The 16,517-nt window shown below is 65.0% G+C and carries 13 protein-coding genes and 1 riboswitch; of the genes, 3 read left to right on the top strand and 10 right to left on the bottom strand.

The features are described 5' to 3' along the window. Positions 1–2: 2 nt before the first annotated feature. From F6X39_RS26255 to F6X39_RS26215, 9 genes are all read right to left on the bottom strand, one after another. On the bottom strand, positions 3–920 hold the full coding sequence (locus tag F6X39_RS26255; protein WP_090802566.1) for an ABC transporter permease subunit: 918 nt from the start codon (positions 918–920) through the stop codon (positions 3–5). 6 nt (positions 921–926) lie between these two features. Beyond that, positions 927–1,937, bottom strand: a complete 1,011-nt coding sequence (locus F6X39_RS26250; protein WP_187618738.1) for an ABC transporter permease subunit — start codon at positions 1,935–1,937, stop codon at positions 927–929. Between the two features lie 155 nt (positions 1,938–2,092). Further along, on the bottom strand, positions 2,093–3,724 hold the full coding sequence (locus F6X39_RS26245; RefSeq protein WP_187618737.1) for an ABC transporter substrate-binding protein: 1,632 nt from the start codon (positions 3,722–3,724) through the stop codon (positions 2,093–2,095). Positions 3,725–3,928: 204 nt separating this feature from the next. After that, positions 3,929–5,587 (bottom strand): ABC transporter substrate-binding protein, encoded by a 1,659-nt coding sequence (locus tag F6X39_RS26240; RefSeq protein WP_262414825.1) that lies wholly within the window; start codon positions 5,585–5,587, stop codon positions 3,929–3,931. Positions 5,588–5,745: 158 nt separating this feature from the next. Continuing rightward, entirely contained in the window at positions 5,746–6,576 is an 831-nt protein-coding gene (gene metF / locus F6X39_RS26235) for a methylenetetrahydrofolate reductase [NAD(P)H] (RefSeq protein WP_176078847.1), read from the bottom strand. 11 nt (positions 6,577–6,587) lie between these two features. Continuing rightward, positions 6,588–6,941, bottom strand: a complete 354-nt coding sequence (locus F6X39_RS26230) for a phage holin family protein (RefSeq protein ID WP_090805530.1) — start codon at positions 6,939–6,941, stop codon at positions 6,588–6,590. 173 nt (positions 6,942–7,114) lie between these two features. Beyond that, a complete protein-coding gene (gene ahcY / locus F6X39_RS26225; protein WP_187618736.1) occupies positions 7,115–8,533 on the bottom strand; it encodes an adenosylhomocysteinase in 1,419 nt (472 codons plus the stop codon). Positions 8,534–8,566: 33 nt separating this feature from the next. Then, a riboswitch (S-adenosyl-L-homocysteine riboswitch) is annotated at positions 8,567–8,701 on the bottom strand. A gap of 65 nt (positions 8,702–8,766) precedes the next feature. Beyond that, positions 8,767–9,492 (bottom strand): LrgB family protein, encoded by a 726-nt coding sequence (locus tag F6X39_RS26220; RefSeq protein WP_187618735.1) that lies wholly within the window; start codon positions 9,490–9,492, stop codon positions 8,767–8,769. Then, positions 9,489–9,980: a CidA/LrgA family protein gene (locus tag F6X39_RS26215; RefSeq protein WP_187618734.1), complete on the bottom strand. Its 492-nt coding sequence runs from the start codon at positions 9,978–9,980 to the stop codon at positions 9,489–9,491. The genes F6X39_RS26220 and F6X39_RS26215 overlap by 4 nt, the downstream gene beginning before the upstream one ends. Positions 9,981–10,094: 114 nt before the next feature. Here F6X39_RS26215 and F6X39_RS26210 point away from each other — a divergent pair, with 114 nt between their 5' ends. Continuing rightward, positions 10,095–11,063, top strand: coding sequence for a LysR family transcriptional regulator (locus tag F6X39_RS26210; protein ID WP_187618733.1), 969 nt, complete (start codon positions 10,095–10,097; stop codon positions 11,061–11,063). Between the two features lie 59 nt (positions 11,064–11,122). Here the strand turns inward: F6X39_RS26210 and F6X39_RS26205 are convergent, their stop codons facing one another. Beyond that, positions 11,123–12,784, bottom strand: a complete 1,662-nt coding sequence (locus F6X39_RS26205) for a GMC family oxidoreductase (RefSeq protein WP_187618732.1) — start codon at positions 12,782–12,784, stop codon at positions 11,123–11,125. A gap of 316 nt (positions 12,785–13,100) precedes the next feature. On the opposite strand from F6X39_RS26205, the gene F6X39_RS26200 reads away from it, so the two are divergent. Further along, positions 13,101–14,789 (top strand): isovaleryl-CoA dehydrogenase, encoded by a 1,689-nt coding sequence (locus F6X39_RS26200; RefSeq protein WP_187612730.1) that lies wholly within the window; start codon positions 13,101–13,103, stop codon positions 14,787–14,789. Between the two features lie 109 nt (positions 14,790–14,898). Then, positions 14,899–16,317 carry a coniferyl aldehyde dehydrogenase gene (locus tag F6X39_RS26195; protein ID WP_187618731.1) on the top strand — a complete coding sequence of 473 codons (1,419 nt, stop codon included), beginning with the start codon at positions 14,899–14,901 and terminating at the stop codon, positions 16,315–16,317. The last annotated feature ends 200 nt before the right edge of the window (positions 16,318–16,517 follow it).

Here is a 16,517-nt window from a genome sequence, read left to right as displayed (position 1 = left end):
GGTCAGGCCATCCGTTTCAGTTTGGGGTCGAGCGCGTCACGCAGCCCGTCGCCGAGCAGGTTGATCGCAAGCACCGAGATCAGGATGGACAGGCCGGGCATCGTGACGATCCACCATGCGCTGTCGATGTAATCGCGCGCCGACGCGAGCATCGCGCCCCACTCCGCCGACGGCGGCTGCACGCCGAGGCCGAGGAAGCCGAGCGCGGCGGCATCGAGAATCGCCGACGAAAAGCCAAGGGTTGCCTGCACGATCAGCGGCGCGGTGCAGTTCGGCAGCACCTGCGAGAACATCAGCCGCAACGTGCTCGCACCCGCGACGCGTGAAGCGGTCACATACTCCTTCTGCAACTCGCCCTGGGCAGACGCGCGCGTCAGACGCACATAGCCCGGCAGCGCGACGATCGCGATCGCGAGCATCGTGTTGACGAGACCCGGACCGATGATCGCGACCACCGCGACCGCGAGCAGCAGCGACGGCAGCGCGAGCAGCACGTCCATGATGCGCATGATCGGCGTGTCGGCCCATTTCTCGAAGAACGCGGCGACGAGGCCGAGCACGACGCCCGGAATCAGCGCGAGGACCACCGAGACGAAGCCGATCCAGAACGACAGCCGCGCGCCGTACATCAGACGCGAAAGGATGTCGCGGCCCGCTTCGTCGGTGCCGAGAATGAACTTCCAGTTGCCGCCGTCGAGCCACGCCGGCGGGATCTTCACGGAGTCGCGGTATTGCTCGATCGGGCTGTGCGGCGCGATCAGCGGCGCGAAGATCGCGATGAAGACCAGCACCAGCACGATGATGCCCGCGCCGACCGCACCGCGGTTGCGCGAGAAGTTCGCCCAGAATTCGCGTGCCGCGATGCCGCGGCCGCTCGGCGGGGTAACCGCCTGGGGGACGGTGTTTTGAATGTCAGCCATCGTGATTTACCTCGTATGGCGAATGCGCGGGTTGAGCACGCCGTACAGCAGATCGACGACGAGGTTCACGACGATCACCAGCGTGGCGATCAACAGGATACCGCCCTGCACGACCGGATAATCGCGCCGGCCGATCGCGTCGATCAGCCACTTGCCGATGCCCGGCCATGAAAACAGCGTTTCGGTCAGCACCGCGCCCGCAAGCAGTGTGCCGACCTGCAGGCCGATCACGGTGACGACCGGAATCAGCGCATTGCGCAGCGCATGCACGACGATCACGCGTCCCGGCGACAGCCCCTTCGCGCGCGCGGTGCGGATGTAGTCCTCGCGCAGCACTTCGAGCATCGACGAGCGCGTCATGCGCGCGACGACCGCGAGCGGAATCGTGCCGAGCACGATTGCGGGCAGGATCAGGTGACTGAGTGCGGATTTGAACGCGCCTTCGTCGGTGGACATCAGCGAGTCGATCAGCATGAAGCCGGTCACGTGCGGAATGTCGTATTCGACCGCGATGCGGCCCGACACCGGCGTCAAGCCGAACTTGACCGAGAACACCATGATGAGGATCAAGCCCCACCAGAAGATCGGCATCGAGTAGCCGGTCAGGGCGGTGCCCATCACGCCGTGATCGATCACCGTGCCGCGCCTCAGCGCCGCGAACACGCCCGCCGGCAGGCCGACGATCAGCGCGAACAGCATCGCGCAGAACGACAGTTCGACGGTGGCGGGAAAGCGCGCGAGAAATTCGCCCATCACGCTCGTGTTGGTGATGATCGACGTGCCGAGGTCGCCGTGCACGGCACGGACGATGTAGTGGAAGTACTGCATTGGCAAGGGCTCGTCGAGCCCGAGGCGGTGCATCGCGGCCGCATGCATGGCCGGATCGACGCCGCGCTCGCCCATCATCACTTCGATGGGGTCGCCCGGGATCAGGTGAATCAGCGCGAACGCGAGGATCGTGATGCCGATGAACGTCGGTATCACCATGCCGATGCGGCGCAAAACGAAGCGGAACATGGTTCGCTCCCATGGTACTGGTGATGAAAAAACGCAACCGGCGACGAGGGCTCGTGACCCCGGTCGCCGGACCATTTCGACCAGTTTTCTAACCGTGCGAAAAGTGTACTGTGTTGCGGCGTACTGTATTGCGGCGTACTGCGCTAACTTTACGATTACTTGACGCTGACGCCGTCGAAGCGCGCGTAGCCGAGCGGTTCGATGCGCATGTCGACCACCTTCTTGCTGACCGGCTGATAGACGGTCGAGTGCGCGATCGGCGAGAACGGCAGTTGCTGCGCGAAAATATGCTGCGCGTCGCCGTAGATCTTCGTGCGCGTCGCCACGTCCGAAGTCGTGCGACCCTTCTGGATCAGATCGTCGAACGGCTTGTAGCACCACTTCGAGAAGTTGTTGCCGTTGATCGCCTCGCAGCCGAGCAGCGTGCCGAGCCAGTTGTCCGGATCGCCGTTGTCGCCGGTCCAGCCGATCAGCATCGTGTCGTCTTCGCCCGCGTGCGCGCGCTTGATGTACTCACCCCATTCGTACGTGACGATCTTCGCCTTCACGCCGATCTTCGCCCAGTCCGCCTGGATCATTTCCGCCATCAGACGCGCGTTCGGGTTGTACGCGCGCTGCACCGGCATCGCCCACAGCGTGAGGTCGAAGCCGTTCGGGTAGCCCGCCTTCGCGAGCAGATCCTTCGCCTTGGCCGGATCGTACGAGGCGGCCGGCAGGTTCTTGACGAACGACCATTGCGTCGGCGGCATCGGGTTCGTGGCCAACTGGCCCGCGCCCTGGTAGACCGAGTCGATGATCGCCTTCTTGTTGATCGCCATGTCGAGCGCCTGACGCACTTCGAGCTTGTCGACCGGCTTGTGCGTCACGTTGTACGCGAGATAGCCGAGGTTGAAGCCCGGCTGCGACGGCATGTCGATGTTCGGCTCGGCCTTCAGCGGCGCGATGTCGGCCGGGCGCGGATAGCTCATCACCTGGCATTCGTCGCGCTTGATCTTCTGCACGCGCACGCCGGCATCCGGCGTGATCGAGAAGATCAGCTTCGAGATCTTCACCGCGCCCGGCTTCCAGTAGTCCGGGTTGCCGTCGAAGCGGATCGTCGCGTCCTTCGTGTAGCTGCGGAAGATGAACGGACCGGTGCCGACCGGGTACTGGTTGATGTCGGCGGCCTTGCCTGCCTTGAGCAGCTGATCCGCATATTCAGCCGACAGGATCGACGCGTATTCCATCGCCAGATTCTGGATGAACGGCGCGTTGACTTCCTTCAGCGTGAACTTGACCGTGTACGGGTCGACTTTCTCGACGCTCGTGATCAGCTTGTCGAGGCCCATGTCGGTGAAGTACGGGAACTGCACCGGATACGCCTTGCGGAACGGCTGGTTCGGGTCGAGCATGCGCTGGAACGAGAAGACCACGTCGTCCGCGTTGAATTCGCGCGTCGGCTTGAAGAACGAGGTGGTCTGGAACTTCACGCCATGACGCAGATGGAACGTGTAGGTCTTGCCATCGGGCGACACGTCCCACTTCTCCGCGAGGCCGGGCTCGACCTTGGTGCCGCCGCGTTCGAACTCGACGAGGCGGTTATAGACGGTGAACGTGTTGGCCGTGAAGTCGACGCCCGTCGTGTATTGGGCCGGATCGAAACCCGCGGGGCTGCCTTCCGAGCAGTAAACGAGGGTTTTGTTCGGGATCCCAGCGGCCTGCGCGCTCGTGACGCCAAGCAGGGATGCCGCTGCGGCAGCGACGAGCGTGGATATACGCGCGACGCGCAACAGATTGTTTTGCTTCATGTTTCCTCCAGGTTCGGGGCCGGCTTGCGCCGGCGTAGCGGGATATTACTTGAGCTTGGGCCGGCTACCAAGCGGAGCAAAATCCCCCTGTCGACGATAGGAAACACTTCGTGCAAACGTTTTGCGACGGTTTTGTCACGGGCCGGGCGAGCCCATTCGAGCCGCCCGGCGACGAATGCGGCGCAAAAAGCGCGTCGCGCCCGCTTATTTCACCCCAACCTCCAGGAATTGCGTCGGCCCGAACGGATCGATCTTGAAGCCCGTCACGTTCTTGCTGATCGGCTGATAGACGGTCGAATGCGCGATCGGCGTGAACGGCACCTGGTCCTTGAAGATCTCCTGCGCCTGCGTATAAGCCTTGGTGCGATCGGCCATGTTGGTGGTGCTGCGGCCCTGTTTGATCAGATCGTCGTAAGGCTTGTAGCACCACTTCGAGAAATTGCTGCCGTTGACCGCGTCGCAGCCGAGCAACACGCCGAGCCAGTTGTCAGGGTCGCCGTAGTCACCCGTCCAGCCGATTAGCATCGCCTGATGCTCGCCGGCGTGCGCGCGGCGAATGTACTCGCCCCACTCGTACGTGGCGATGTTGACCTTGACGCCGATCTTCGCCCAGTCCGCCTGCAGCATTTCGGCCATCAGGCGTGCATTCGGGTTATACGGGCGCTGTACCGGCATCGCCCACAGCGTCAGCTCGAAGCCGTCGGGGTAGCCCGCCTGCTTCAGCAGCGCTTTCGCTTTGTCGACGTCGTAGGGCGCGTCCTTCAGGTTCTTGTCGTAACCCCATTGCGTCGGCGGCATCGGGTTCGTCGCGAGCTGGCCCGCGCCCTGGTAGACCGCTTCGATGATCGCCTTCTTGTTGACCGACATGTCGAGCGCGCGGCGCACGAGCACGTTGTCGAGCGGCTTTTTGGTCGTGTTGTACGCGATATAGCCGAGGTTGAAGCCCACTTCGCTTGGCATCGCGAGCGACGCATCGGCCTTCACGGTGGGGATGTCGGCCGGGCGCGGATAGGACATCACCTGGCATTCGCCGCGCTTCAACTTTTGCAGGCGCACGGCCGGATCGACCGTGATCGCGAAGATCAGCTTGCCGAGCTTCGCGACGCCCGGCTTCCAGTAGTCGGGATTGCCGTCGAAGCGGATCGTGTCGTCCTTCGTATAGCTGCGGAAGATGAACGGACCGGTGCCGACCGGGTACTGGTTGATGTCGGACGCCTTGCCGGCCTTCAGCAGCTGATCCGTGTATTCAGCCGACAGGATCGACGCGAACGGCATCGCGATCTGCTGCAGGAACGGCGCGTCGACTTCCTTCAGCGTGAAGCGCACCGTGTACGGATCGACCTTCTCTATTTTGGCGATGTTCTTCGCGAGACCGAGGTCGTTGAAGTACGGGAAATTGACTGGATACGCCTTGCGGAACGGGTTCTCGGGATCGAGCATGCGTTCGTAGGTGAACACGACGTCGTCCGCGTTGAATTCGCGGGTCGGCTTGAAGTACGACGTGGTCTGGAATTTGACGCCGTGGCGCAGATGGAACGTATAGGTGAGGCCGTCGGGCGACACGTCCCACTTTTCGGCGAGTCCTGGCTCGATGTCCGTGCTGCCGTGCGCAAATTCGACGAGCCGGTTATAGACCGTGTACGAGCCGGCGCTGAATTCGACGCTGGTCGTGTATTGCGCGGTATCGAAACCCGCCGGGCTGCCTTCGGAGCAGAACACCAGCGTCTTGTCGGGCAGCGTGGCCGCCTGCGACGCGGCCGGCGCGAGGCCGCTCGTGGCGACCGCGAGCGCGGCGAGAGCCGGCAGGCAGAACTGGTGAAGCGCGAACAGCCGGTGTGCCGCAGTCTTTCTTGTCACTGTCATATCGTCCTCCGCACAGCAGCCGGGTTGGCTGCGTTTCGATGATAGACAGCCCAAAAATGAGCTTCAACAGGGACTTACCACGCTATTTGGGACAAATTTGCGACCCATGCCAGACTGGCGGGGACCGCGCGGCCGTTGCAGCCGCGCGGGCATCGCAATTACACGGCGAGCCGTTCGCAGATCGCCTTGGTCGACGCGGCCGCGTTCAGCGTATAGAAGTGCAGACCCGGCACTTTCGCGTCGACGAGCCGTTGACACAGAGCCGTCACCACGTCGAGCCCGAACGCGCGGATCGACTCGCGGTCGTCGCCGAAGCTCTCTAGCCGGCGCGCGATCCAGCGCGGCACTTCGGCGCCGCACATTTCGGAGAAGCGCATCAGCTGCGAGAAGTTCGTGATCGGCATGATGCCGGGCACGATCGGCACGTCGACGCCGAGCTGGCGCGCATCGTCGACGAAACGGAAGTACGCGTCCGCGTTGAAGAAGTACTGCGTGATCGCCGAGTTCGCGCCGGCTTTCACCTTGCGCGCGAAGTTTTCGAGATCGTGACGCGGCGAGCGCGACTGCGGATGGTATTCCGGATAACCCGCCACCTCGATCCAGAACCAGTCGCCGAACTCGGCACGGATGAAGCTGACGAGCTCCGACGCATAGCGCAGCTCGCCGACCGCGCCCATGCCCGAGGGCAGATCGCCGCGCAGCGCGACGATATGGCGGATGCCGTACGCGCGGTACTCGTTGAGGATCGCGCGCAGGCTGTCCTTCGACGAGCCGATGCACGACAGATGCGGCGCCGCCTCGAGCCCTTCCTTCGCCATGTCGACGACGGTATCGAGCGTGCCTTGCTGGGTCGAGCCGCCGGCGCCGAACGTGACGGACACGAACTTCGGTTTGAGCGACACGAGTTCCGCGCGCGTCGCGCGCAGTTTGTCGATGCCTTCCTGCGTTTTCGGCGGGAAGAATTCGAATGAGAGTTCGATCGGATTCATAGTCAAAAAGGTCAACCGAGACTGCGGTTGCCGAAAATGAGCGCGGACAGTAGCCACGACACGATGCTGTACAGGATCGAGCCGAAGAACGCCGACCAGAAGCCCGACACCTCGAAGCCCTTCAGCAGCGACGCGCACAGCCAGAAGCACAGCGCATTGACGACCAGAATGAAGAGTCCGAGCGTGAGGATCGTGACGGGCAGCGTCAGCAGGATCAGCAGCGGCCGCAGCAGCGTATTGATGAGGCCGAGCACGATCGCGACGATCAGCGCGGTACCGAAGCTACGGATATGGATCGACGGAACGATGTAGGTGATGATCAGCAGCGCGAGCGCGTTGATGAGCCAGGTCAGCAGCACGGTCATGTAGAACTCCTTGTAAGCACCTGTGCGAAGAAGATGTCCAGCAAACGAAAAGCCGCGCTGGCGAACAAAGCGGCGCATTGCGCGCCGCCCCGGGATCGGACCGTCAAGCTATTACCGCCGCCCGCGTGGCCGGGCGCGCGAACGCGCGCATCGAGCCGCGGACGGCCGCGTGCTTAATAGCGGTAGTGGTTCGGCTTGAACGGACCGTTCTTGTCGACGCCGATGTAGCCGGCCTGCGCGTCGGACAGCACGGTCAGGTTCGCGCCGATGCGCGCCAGATGCAGACGCGCGACCTTCTCGTCGAGATGCTTCGGCAGCACGTACACCTTGTTTTCGTACTTCGCGCCCTGCGTGAACAGTTCGATCTGCGCGAGCGTCTGGTTCGTGAACGAGTTCGACATCACGAACGACGGGTGGCCCGTCGCGCAGCCGAGGTTCACGAGGCGGCCTTCGGCCAGCAGGATCACGCGCTTGCCGTCCGGGAAAATGATGTGGTCGACTTGCGGTTTGATGTTTTCCCACTGGTACTGACGCGTCGACGCGACGTCGATTTCCGAGTCGAAGTGGCCGATGTTGCAGACGATCGCGTTATGACGCATCGCCTTCATGTGATCGTGGTTGATCACGTGGTAGTTGCCGGTCGCGGTCACGAAGATGTCGGCCTTGTCGGCCGCGTATTCCATCGTCACGACGCGGTAGCCTTCCATCGCCGCTTGCAGCGCGCAGATCGGATCGATTTCGGTGACCCACACGGTCGCGCCCAGACCGCGCAGCGATTGCGCGCAGCCCTTGCCCACGTCGCCGTAACCGGCCACGACCGCGATCTTGCCCGCGATCATCACGTCGGTCGCGCGCTTGATGCCGTCGACGAGCGACTCGCGGCAGCCATACAGATTGTCGAACTTCGACTTCGTGACCGAGTCGTTGACGTTGATGGCCGGGAACGGCAGGCGGCCTTCCTTTTCCATCTGGTACAGACGGTGCACGCCGGTGGTGGTTTCTTCGGTGACGCCCTTGATTGCCGCGAGGCGCTTCGAGTACCACGTCGGGTCGATCTCGAGGTGCGCGGCGATCGACTTGTACAGCGCGACTTCTTCTTCGTTGGTCGGCCTGGCGATCACCGAGCGGTCTTTTTCGGCCTTCGAACCGAGGATCAGCAGCAGCGTCGCGTCGCCGCCGTCGTCGAGGATCATGTTGGCGAACTCGCCGTTCGGCCATTCGAAAATGCGGTGCGAGAACTCCCAGTATTCATCGAGCGATTCGCCCTTGAACGCGAACACCGGCGTGCCGGCCTGCGCGATCGCGGCGGCGGCATGGTCCTGAGTCGAGAAGATGTTGCACGAGGCCCAGCGTACGTCCGCGCCGAGCGCGGTCAGCGTCTCGATCAGCACGCCGGTCTGGATCGTCATGTGCAGCGAGCCGGCGACGCGCGCGCCCTTCAGCGGCTGCTGCGCCTTGTACTCATCACGGGTCTGCATGAGGCCGGGCATTTCGGTCTCGGCGATCGTGAGTTCCTTGCGGCCCCAAGCGCCGAGCGACATGTCGGCGACAACGTAATCCTGCTTCTGGGAATCGATGACTGCGGCGTTCATCACGCCCTCCTTTCTAAGAAATTGACTAGAAATGTGACGTGAGCGCGGTTTGAGGCAGCGTTCGGATTCGCGCGATGCGCATCCCATGCTGCCAATTGAAGCCTTCGAGCCTGGCGGGCGGCCGGCGAATGCGGATTCGCGGTACCCGTCGCAACGCTCCTCGAAGACGAACGGCGATTGTAGCAAATCGAGATGACTTCGGCGTGCGCCGGATGGTGCGGCAGCGCGCTGGTTCAGATCGGCAGCAGCCCCAGCATCGGCGCGAGTAGCACCATGGCGACGCCGGCGATCATCATCGTCAGGCTGGACACTACGCCCTCCTCGCTGCCGAGCTCGCGTGCCTTGGCGGTGCCGACGCCGTGCGCGGCCGCACCGAACAGCGCGCCGCGCGCGAGCCGCGTGCGCAGCGGCACGAACGCGAGCACGATTTCGCCGAACAGCATGCCGCAGACGCCGGTCGCGATCACGAACAGCGCGGTCAGGTCCTTCGGCGCGTGAATCCTGTCGGACACGGCGAGCGCGAATGGCGTCGACACCGAACGCGTCATCAGGCTGCGCTGCAAGTCCGGCGACAGGCGCAGCAGCTTCGCGAGCATCAGCGAGCCGCCGACGCCGACCAGAATGCCCACCGTCACGCCGACGGACAGCGAGATCCAGTGGCGCTTCAACAGTGCGCGGTACTCGTAGATCGGCACGGCGAACGCGACCGTCGCGGGGCCGAGCAGCCACATCAGCCAGCGCGTGTCCTCGAAGTAAAGCGAATACGGAATGTGCGCGAGTACGACGATCGCGACGAGCGCGGCCGGCACCGTCAGCATCGGCGTGAGCCACGGCGAGCGCACGCGCGCATACAGCGCCTTCGACGCGAAGTACAGCGCGATCGTCAGCACGAGGCAGCCGGCCGCGATCAGGCGCGAGGCGTCGTCGGCCAACAGCGAAGCGAACGGGAGCGGGTTCATCGGCGCTCGCGCGACAGACTGCCTGCCTTACGCGCAACCCGCACGCGGCGCAGCGCGAAACGCCGTTCGACGCGCGCGGCCTGATCGACAGCGAACGCCACCGCGACCATCACCATCAGGGTGCCGGCGATCACCACCAGCGCGAGGCGCCAGCCGTCCGCGCGGAACAGGCCGCCGTATTGCACGGCGGCGACCGCCGCCGGAATGAAGAACAGCAGCATGTCGGACAGCAGCCAGTCCGCGCCGGCCTTGACCCAGCGCGGCGCGATACCGCCACAGAACAGCAGCGCGAACAGCACGACGAGGCCGACCACGCCGCCCGGCACCGGCAGATGCAGCCGCCGCACGATGAAATCGGCGCCAATCCACAGCGCCGCGATCGCGGCGCTTTGTACGGCGATGCGTGCGACACGGCCGAAGCCACCCGCGTCCCCACTTGAGCCGCCACCGGCGGGACGCACGGAACGGGCGAAAACTGGCGCGGACATGAGACATTCCCTGGCTGGCGTGGAAAGCACTCAGTATGGGGCCCGCCGCGCTATAAACAGAATGACTTACAATCATCGAAATCATTCCAAACTGGAATTCTGGAGACCACGCTCATGGAACTCCGCGCGCTGCGCTATTTCGTCGAAGTGGTCCGTCAGCAAAGCTTCACCGTCGCCGCTGAGCAGATGTTCGTCACGCAGCCGACCATCAGCAAGATGGTCAAGTCGCTGGAAGACGAGATCGGCTCGCCGCTGCTGCTGCGCGACGGCCGCCAGATGGTTCTCACCGACGTGGGCCGGATCGTCTATCAGCGCGGCCAGGACGTGCTCGCCGCGCACGCGCAACTGCAGGCCGAGCTGAACGATCTCGACACGCTCGGGCGCGGTGAACTGGCAATCGGCATTCCGCCGATGGGCGGTGCGCTCTTCACCCCCGCGATCGCCGCGTTCCGCCAGCGCTATCCGAAGATCGAGCTGAAGCTGTTCGAGCAGGGCTCGCGCGCGATCGAGGCCGCGCTGATCAACGGTGAACTGGAACTGGGCGGTGTGCTGCAGCCGGTCGACCCCGACAACATCGACGTGCTGCCGATGTCGCGCGAGCTGTTGTGGCTGGTCGCGCGCGCCGGCTCGCGCTGGGATGCGTTGAGCGAGGTGCCGCTCGCCCAACTCGCCGATGAGCCGTTCGTGTTTTACGGCGAAAGCCTCGCGCTGAACGACGTCGTGTTGAACGCGTGTCGCGCGGCGGGATTTGCGCCCGCGATCGTCGGGCGCAGCGCGCATTGGGACTTCATGGCGGCGCTGGTGCTGGCCGGCGTCGGCATCGCGCTGCTGCCCGCGCCCTATTGCCGGCGGCTCGATCCCGCGCAGTTCACCTGCCGCCCGGTCGTCGAACCGGAGATCCCGTGGGAGATGGCGATCGGCTGGCGCCGCAACGGCTATCTGTCGCACGCGGCGCGCGCGTGGCTCGACGTCGCGCGCGAAACGCTGCCGACACACGTCAGCGACGATTTCATACTCGGACCGGGGATCGGCTTTAACGGAATCACAGCGCCGCAAGGAGCTCTGCCACCCTCAGGCGAGTGACGGGCGGCGGCCGGCCGCGTTACGCCGCTCGCGTTTGCCGACCTCCTTGCAAACGGCGATCAAACCGCCTGCGCCGGCAAGTCACGTGGGTTCGGGGGCGTCACCGTCGCCGACCTCCCCGCTCCGTCTCGCCGGCTCGTCGCGATCAACTCCGCCGCCCGTTCGCCGATCATCACAGTCGGCGAATTGGTGTTGCCGCCGATCAGGGTCGGCATGACCGACGCATCGACGATCCTCAACCCCGTCACGCCGCGCACGCGCAATTGCGGATCGACGACCGAGCGCGTGTCGCCGCCCATCCGGCAGGTCGCGACCGGGTGATAGATCGTGTCCGCGCGCTTGGCGATGGTCTGGCGCAGCTCCGCATCCGATTGCCCTGGCCGCGTGTACAACTCCTCGCCGCCGTGCAGCGCGAGCGACGGCGCGCCGAGAATGCGCCGCGCCATCTTCGCGCCCTCGACGAGCAGATCGAGATCGCGCGCATCGCTCAGAAAGCGCGGATCGATCAGCGGCGCGACACGCGCATCGGCGCTTGCGAGCGTCACGGTGCCGCGGCTATGCGGACGCAGCACGCATACATGCAGCGAATAGCCGTGGCCCCAGTGCATATGGCGGTTGTGATCGTCGACGATCGCCGCGCAGAAATGCAGTTGCAGATCGGGCCGCGCGAGCGTCGGCCGGCTCTTCAGAAAACCGCCCGCCTCGGCGACGTTGCTCGTCAGCATGCCGCGCCCGTGTCGCATGAAGGTCACGAATTGCGGCAGCATCCGCGCGATGCCGCGCACCGAGAAACCGGTGGGCTCGATCGACCTCACGCGCTTGTTGATCGTGAAATCGATGTGATCGATCAGGTTCTGGCCGACCTCGGACGCATCGTGAAGCACGTCGATGCCGAGCGAGCGCAGATGCGCGGGCGGCCCGATGCCCGAGCACATCAACAGTTGCGGCGAGTTGAACGCGCCAGCGGCGAGCACGACCTCGGCGCGCGCCGCGAGCGTTTCGGCGCGGCCGCCGCGCACGATTTCGACGCCGCTCGCGCGCTTGTGGTGGAACACGACGCGCAGCACGGTTGCGTCGGCCATCGTGTGCAGGTTCGCGCGCGCCCGGTCGTAGATGTACGCGCGCGCGACGCTGCAACGGCGCCCGTCACGTTGCGTGACCTGATAGAAGCCGATGCCCTCCTGGTCCGCGCCGTTGAAGTCGTCGTTCGCTTTGTAGCCCGCTTCGAGCGCGGCCTGCACGAAGCGCCTGGAAAACGGATTCCTGAAGCGCAGATCGGACACGGTCAGCGGACCGGCCTCGCCATGCCACGCATCGGCGCCGCGCTCGTTGTCTTCGGCGCGGCGGAAATACGGCAGCACCTCGGCCCACGACCAACCGTCGCAGCCGAGCCGCGCCCACTCGTCGTAATCGAGCGGATGGCCGCGCGTGTAGATCATCGCGTTGATCGCGCTCGATCCGCCGAAACCGCGTCCGCGCGGCTGATAGCCCTGGCGACCGGCGAGCCCCGGCTGCGGCGTGGTCAGGTAGCCGTAGTTGGTCTTCAGTCTATTCGGCACCACGGCCGCGACGCCAACCGGCATGTTCACCAACAGATTGCGCCCGGTATGCGGACCGGCCTCGATCAGCGCGATGGTCGCGTCGGGACAGCTATCCGCGAGACGGCTCGCGAGCGTGCAGCCGCCCGAGCCCGCACCGACGATGATGTAGTCGTATTGCATGCGCTCCTCCCGATGGGCCGCGTTGCTCGCGGACCCTGTCTCGTGCACACTTGTCTACGTGTGTTTTCTGCGCATTGTAGGGAGCGTATTGGGGCTGCGGCGGCTCCCTGACAGAACGATTCCTCTAAACGCCGGCGGCAACGCGCCCCTATGATGAAAGGCGCGCACGGCCCGCGCGCGGCTTCCAAACATGGCGCGACGCGCGCCCTCCTTCCGGCATGCGGCATCACGCGCGGCGCTCGAACAGATGCGACGAAGCGCATCACGGATGCCGTCGGCAAAGCGGCGCACAATAGCGAAAGCACGGAGACAGCAGATGGAACGGCACGGCTTCGGCCAGACTCACGAGGTGACGAATCAGGCACCGCCGCTCGCGGACTACAACCTGTTCGCGAGCGACGCCGCTTTGAGCGCGGCCGTCGATCGCGACGGCGCGAGCTGGCATCGCGAGGCGCTGCTGCGACACGGCGCGACGCTGACGACGCCCGACACGCTCGCGCTCGCGGAGCTCGCCAACCGCCATACGCCGGAGCTGGTCACGCATAGTCCGCGCGGCGAGCGCATCGACGCGCTCGAGTTCCATCCCGCGTGGCATGAACTGCTCGCGCTGCTGCGCCGCGAAGGGCTACACGCGCTTCCGTTCGCCGAGCCGCGAAGCGGCGCGATGGCTGCGCGCTGCGCCGGCTACTTCATGCATGCGCAGATCGAATCCGGCTCGCTGTGCCCACTGACGATGACATTCGCGAGCATTCCGGTGTTGCAGCGCGAATCCACGTTGTTCGATACGCTGCGCGACCAGTTGTACACACGCGAGCACGATCCGCGCGACGTGCCGCTCACGCAAAAGCGCTCGGCGATGATCGGCATGGGCATGACCGAGAAACAGGGCGGCTCCGACGTGCGCAGCAACCGGACGCGCGCCCATGCGTTCGACGGTGCCGGCGGACGCGGCGGCGCCTACCGGCTCGTCGGTCATAAATGGTTCTTCTCGGCGCCGCAGTGCGACGCGCATCTGGTGCTCGCGCGCACCGACACGCACGAGGGGCTGTCGTGCTTTTTCGTGCCGCGCTTCGCGCCGGACGGCAGCAAGAACGCGGTGCAGATCCAGCGTCTGAAGGACAAACTCGGCAATCGCTCCAACGCAAGCAGCGAAGTCGAATTTCTCGACGCGTACGGTGTCATGATCGGCGACGAAGGACGCGGCGTGCCGACCATCATCGAAATGGCGAGCTACACGCGACTCGACTGCGTGATCGGCAGCGCCGCGCTGATGCGTGCCGCGCTCGTGCAGGCGGTCCATCATGCGCGGCATCGCAGCGCGTTCGGCCGGCACCTTGCCGAGCAGCCGCTGATGCGCAACGTGCTCGCCGATCTCGCGCTCGAATCCGAAGCGGCTACGGTGCTGTTCATGCGTCTCGCGCGCGCGTTCGAGGAATCCGCCGACGCGTCGTCGGCTTCATCGGCCGAACGCGCCTGGCGGCGCATCGTTACGCCTGCCGCGAAGTACTGGGTCTGCAAGCGCGCGCTCGAATTCACCGGCGAGGCGATGGAAGTCTGGGGCGGCAACGGCTACGTCGAAACCGGGCCGATGGCGCGCTTCTATCGCGAGGCGCCGGTCAACTCGATCTGGGAAGGCTCGGGCAACGTGATGTGCCTCGACGTGCTGCGCGCGATGGAGCGCGAGCCGCAGGCCGCGCAAGCGCTGTTCGCCGCCTGGCAGGACGTTGCGCGCGCGCATCCGGCGTTGGGCGCGGCACTCGCGCGTCTCGCCGCGACGCTGAACGGACCGGCCGAACCGCGCGAGGCGTCGGCGCGACGTATCGCGCAGCAGATCGTGCTGATCGCGCAGGCGACGCTGCTCGCGCAGCACGCGCCCGCCGGGGTCGCCGACGCGTTCATCGCGACACGTCTCGCCGACGGCTGCGGCGAAAGCGGCCGCGTGTACGGCACGCTGCCGGCCACGTTCGATCACGCGGCGATCGTCGAGCGCGCCTTTCCCGCGTAAACGCGGCGGGCACGCAAACCCCGAGCGCACCGCTCGCAACTCCGACTCAACCTCAAACCAATATAAGTGCGCTCGACGCGCACGGTCATCCATCTGGGAGTGGACTCACATGAAGAACGATGTGCCGGACGTTGCCGCGCTTGAAGCACTGTTGCGCGATCAACGTCATGCGTATCTGCGCGCGCCCTATCCGTCATGGGACACGCGCGCGACGCATCTGCGTGCGCTGCGCAAGCTGATGCTCGACAATCGCGACGCGCTCGCCGACGCGATGCACGCGGACTTCGGCAATCGCGCGAAGGAAGAAGTGCTGCTCGCCGAATTCCTGCTCGTGAAGGAAGAGATCGACGCCGCGCTGCGTCACGGCAAGCGCTGGATGAAAGCGCAGCGCCGCCGCATCAACAAGTGGCTGCTGCCGGCGCGCGCGAAGGTAGTGCCGCAGCCGCTCGGCGTGGTCGGCATCATCGTGCCGTGGAATTATCCGGTGCTGCTCGCGGTCGGGCCGTTGATCAGCGCGCTGACGGCGGGCAATCGCGCGATCATCAAGATGTCCGAGCTGACGCCGCGCACCTCGGCGCTATTCGAGCTGCTGATCGGTCAGACGTTCGCGCGCACTCACGTCGCGGTCGTCAACGGCGATGCGGCGCTCGCGGCCGCGTTCAGCGCGCTGCCGTTCGATCATCTGCTGTTCACCGGCTCGACGAAGGTCGGTCACGAAGTGATGCGCGCGGCGGCCGAGCATCTGACGCCGGTCACGCTCGAACTCGGCGGCAAGTCGCCGGCGCTGATCGGCGCGCATGCGCGTTTCGACAACGCGGTCGACAATCTGATCGCCGGCAAGACCCTGAACGCGGGGCAGACCTGTGTGGCGCCCGACTACGTGCTGGTGCCGCGCGGCAAGGAGCAGGCGTTCATCGAACGGGCGCGCGTGCGGATGGCGAGGATGTATCCGGACTTCGCGCAGAACCCGGATTACACGTCGATCATTTCTTCGCGGCACTTCGAGCGGCTCGAACGTCTCGCCGACGAAGCGCGGGCTGCGGGCGCGCAATTGCATGCGCTGACCAACGCGACGCCCGATGCCGGGAGCCGGCGCTTTCCGCTGATCGCCGTGACTGGCGCGCCGGACGAAGGCGCGCTGATGCAGGAGGAGATTTTCGGGCCGCTGTTGCCGCTCGTGCCGTACGACACGCTCGACGACGCGATCGCGTGGATCAATGCGCGGCCGCGGCCGCTGGCGCTTTATCTCTATGCCGACGATGCGCGGACGGTTGAGCGTGTCACGCATGAAACGATCGCCGGCGGCATGGCAGTTAACGAGACGCTGATGCATCTGGCATGTGAGAGTTTGCCGTTCGGCGGGGTCGGGGCGAGTGGGATGGGGGCGTACCACGGGTACGAGGGGTTCGTTACTTTTTCCAAGATGAAGCCCGTGCTCATGCAGGCGCGCTTGAATGCGCGCGGGTTGATTTCGCCACCGTACGGGAGACGCGTGAACGCGGTGTTGAAGTTGATGATGAGGTTTTGATTTTGCCCCTGGGCGGGGGGAGGCCTTTTTTTGTCTTTGTTCTTTGCGGTGTTGGCCTTTCCTTGCTTTCTTGTCGGTCTATTAGCGTTGCCCCTGTGCGGGGCGGCACCTACTTTCTTTGCTGCTGCAAAGAAAGTAGGCAAAGAAGACAGCTCAAACCGCCAACTCTTAAGCGGGTCCCTCGGTCCGCATGAGGTAGT

It is taken from the genome of Paraburkholderia sp. UCT2, assembly GCF_014397665.1.
Lineage (GTDB): Bacteria > Pseudomonadota > Gammaproteobacteria > Burkholderiales > Burkholderiaceae > Paraburkholderia > Paraburkholderia tuberum.
This window is presented reverse-complemented; position numbering and strand designations above follow the sequence as displayed.